3 protein-coding genes are annotated in these 3,776 nt (G+C 66.6%); 2 read left to right on the plus strand and 1 reads right to left on the minus strand.

Features of this window, described 5'->3' with window-relative positions; translation table 11 throughout:
* Positions 1-1,012, minus strand: a 1,012-nt coding sequence (locus GA0115259_RS33475) for an ABC transporter permease (RefSeq protein ID WP_256098256.1), incomplete at its 3' end; no start/stop codon positions are given.
* 285 nt (positions 1,013-1,297) lie between these two features.
* Between GA0115259_RS33475 and GA0115259_RS33480 the strand changes: the two genes are divergently transcribed.
* Complete coding sequence (locus GA0115259_RS33480; protein ID WP_093603905.1) at positions 1,298-2,329, plus strand: GDP-mannose 4,6-dehydratase; 1,032 nt, start codon at positions 1,298-1,300, stop codon at positions 2,327-2,329.
* A 101-nt stretch (positions 2,330-2,430) separates the two neighbouring features.
* A partial coding sequence (locus tag GA0115259_RS33485) for a type I polyketide synthase (protein WP_176732742.1) occupies positions 2,431-3,776 on the plus strand: 1,346 nt, incomplete at its 3' end.

Raw genomic sequence — 3,776 nt, forward strand, 5'->3', positions numbered from 1 at the left:
CGCCCGCCCGTCCGCCCGCGTCGCCTGCCACCGGCCGTACCGGCTCGGACGGCGGGACGACGCTTGTCGCGGTGGCCACGATCTCCTGGATACGCGCGGCGGACACCTTCGCGCGCGGCACCGACAGAAACACGAACGCGATCATCACGACCGACATCAGGATCAGCGAGAGATAGCTCAGAAACGCGCTCAGTGCGCCGATCCGCATCGCGCCGCCGTCGATGCGATACGCGCCGACCCACAGGATCGCCACCATGAAACCGTTCATCAGCAGCAGCACCACGGGCAGCATCGACGCGATCAGCCGGCCCACACGCCGTGACACATCGAAGAGTTCGGTATTCGTCCGGGTGAACCGGGCGCGCTCATGGGCGTCCCTGACGAACGAGCGCACCACCCGCACACCGGTGATCTGCTCCCGCAACAGCCGGTTCAGCCGGTCGAGATACGTCTGCATCCGCTCGTAGAACGTTCCCATGCGGGCCAGCAGCAGTCCGAACGCGACACCGACGACCACCACCAGGACCACCAGGATCAGCGCCAGCGGAATGTCCTGCTGGAGCGCCAGGACGACACTGCCCAGACACATCAAGGGCGCCGAGACCACGATGCCGAAGCCCGACTGGGCCAGCGTCTGTACCTGCTGGACGTCATTGACCGTACGCGTCAGCAGCGACGGCGTACCGAACCGGCCCACCTCGCGGGCGGAGAAGTCCAGCACCCGGCGGAAGACCACCGAGCGGAGATCGCGTCCCATCGCCATCGCGGTCCGGGCGCCGAGGGATACCGCGCCGACGGCCGCCACGATCTGGACGAGCGCCACGGCCACCATGACCGCGCCGACCCGGGTGATATAGCCGCTGTCGTCGGCGACCACTCCGTTGTCGATCAGCGCCGCGCCGAGCGTCGGCAGCAGCAGTGTGCCGAGAATCTGGACCAGTTGCAGAAGAACGAGCAGGGCCGCCGGCCATCGATAGGGGCGTACATGAGTGCGCAGAAGTCCGAACAGCACGGAAAGACACTCCGGTTGACAGAGCCGGCCCGGACGCCGACGCACACAGTGCACCGCACCACCGGCCCGAAAATCCCTAGTGTTCCCCCGGATCTTCTCCGGATCGCTCTTGCCGGCGGTGTCCGTACTCGGGAATTCCCTAGTAAGCCCGGGATTTCTTGACACCGAGGCCGGCGGCTTGCGAGCGTGCCGGTGTCTATCGTCCGGACAGAAGCGTATTCGATGCGAGGTCGTCGACCTGGCTCTGCGTTTGGGCGGTCTCTCGGTGGTCGAGAAGGAGTAGGTATGTCCAAGCGTGCGCTGATCACTGGAATTACCGGGCAGGACGGTTCTTATCTGGCCGAGCATCTGCTGTCCCAGGGGTATCAGGTCTGGGGTCTGATCCGTGGGCAGGCCAATCCGCGCAAATCCCGGGTCAGCAGGCTCGTATCCGAACTGTCGTTTGTCGACGGCGATCTCATGGACCAGGGAAGTCTGGTCTCCGCGGTCGACACCGTGCAGCCCGACGAGGTCTACAACCTCGGCGCGATCTCGTTCGTGCCGATGTCGTGGCAGCAGGCGGAGCTGGTCACCGAGGTCAATGGAATGGGTGTGCTGCGGGTCCTCGAAGCGATCCGGATGGTGAGCGGACTCAACGGCTCCCGCGCGGCCGGCGGCGGCCAGATCCGCTTCTACCAGGCGTCGTCCTCGGAGATGTTCGGTAAGGCCGCCGAGACTCCGCAGCGCGAGACGACGCTCTTCCATCCGCGCAGCCCGTACGGAGTCGCCAAGGCGTACGGGCACTTCATCACCCGTAACTACCGTGAGTCCTTCGGGATGTACGCGGTCTCCGGAATGCTCTTCAACCACGAGTCGCCGCGCCGCGGTTCGGAGTTCGTGACCAGGAAGATCTCCCTCGCGGTCGCCCGGATCAAACTCGGTATCCAGGACAAACTGCACCTCGGGAACCTCGACGCGGTACGTGACTGGGGCTTCGCCGGAGACTATGTGCGCGCCATGCATCTGATGCTCCAGCCGGAGGAGCCCGACGACTATGTTGTGGGCAGCGGCGCCATGCACTCGGTCAGGGACGCGGTACGGATCGCCTTCGAACATGTGGATCTGAACTGGCAGGACTATGTGGTCATCGATCCCGAACTGGTGCGTCCCGCCGAAGTCGAGGTGCTCTGCGCGGACAGCGACCACGCCCGCGCCAAACTGGGCTGGAAGCCCACCGTCGACTTCCCCGAACTGATGAAGATGATGGTGGACGCCGATCTCCATCAGGTCTCCCGCGAACATGAATACGGCGACCTTCTGCTCGCTTCCAACTGGTAGCGGATCGTCGGGCCACGGGAATCTAGGGAATTCCCGCCGCGCTTCCGACGACACTCCTGATTCATGTTCGGCCGCCGGCTGTCGAGATGGGTTGAGTTGAGATGGACAACGAACAGAAACTCCGGGACTACCTCAAGCTTGCGACCGCCGATCTCAGAAGGACGCGGCAGCGGGTCAACGACCTGGAGACGGCCGCCCAGGAGCCGATCGCCATTATCGGTATGACCTGCCGCTATCCCGGAGGCGTCAGCAGCCCGGAGGATCTGTGGCGTATGGTCGAGGCCGGTGAGAACGGTATTTCGGAGTTTCCCGCCGACCGTGGCTGGGACACCGAGGCACTGGCCTCCTCCGCGACCTCCTCCGGCGGATTCCTTTACGACGCGCCCGACTTCGACGCCGACTTCTTCGGTATCTCGCCGCGCGAGGCCGTGGCCATGGATCCGCAGCAGCGGATCGTGCTCGAATCCGCCTGGGAGGCCTTCGAACGCGCCGGTATCGATCCGGCCTCGGTCAAGGGCAGCCAGACCGGTGTCTTCATGGGAGCGATGGCCCAGGACTACCGGGTCGGGCCCGCCGACGGCGCCGAGGGATTCCAGCTCACCGGCAACACCGGCAGTGTGCTCTCCGGCCGTATCTCCTACACCTTCGGCACGGTCGGTCCCGCCGTCACCGTCGACACCGCCTGCTCGTCCTCCCTGGTGGCCGTCCATCTCGCCACCCAGGCACTGCGCTCCGGCGAGTGCTCCCTCGCCCTCGCCGGCGGTGTCACCGTCATGTCGAGCCCCGGCACCTTCATCGAGATGGGCCGGCAGGGCGGGCTCTCCGCCGACGGACGCTGCCGCTCCTTCGGCGACACGGCCGACGGCACCGGCTGGGCCGAGGGCGTGGGCGTGCTGGTGCTGGAGCGGCTCTCGGACGCGCGGCGCAACGGGCACGAGATCCTGGCCGTCGTCCGGGGCAGTGCGGTCAACCAGGACGGCGCCTCCAACGGACTGACCGCGCCCAACGGCCCTTCCCAGCAAGAGGTCATCCAGCAGGCCCTGATCAACTCCCGTCTCTCCGCCGACCAGATCGACGCCGTGGAGGCCCATGGCACCGGCACCACTCTCGGCGATCCCGTCGAGGCCCAGGCGCTGCTCGCCACCTACGGTCAGGGCCGCGACAGAAGCCGGCCGCTGCTGCTCGGTTCGGTCAAGTCGAACATCAGCCACACCCAGGCCGCCGCCGGTGTCGCCGGTGTGATCAAGATGGTCATGGCGATGCGCCACGGAGTGCTGCCGCGCACGCTGCTCGCCGACGAGCCCACCTCGCACGTCGACTGGGAGCGCGGCGCGGTCCGCATCCTCACCGAGAACACCGCCTGGCCCGAGACGGGAGAGCCCAGGCGGGCCGCCGTCTCCTCCTTCGGTATCAGCGGCACCAACGCGCACACCGTCGTCGAGCAGGC

Origin of the sequence: Streptomyces sp. MnatMP-M17 (genome assembly GCF_900091995.1) — a bacterium.
Lineage (GTDB): Bacteria > Actinomycetota > Actinomycetes > Streptomycetales > Streptomycetaceae > Streptomyces.

Excerpts from the sequence above, each read along its gene's own strand:
- GA0115259_RS33480 (WP_093603905.1), top strand. The coding sequence starts at position 1,298 with ATGTCCAAGCGTGCGCTGATCACTGGAATTACCGGGCAGGACGGTTCT.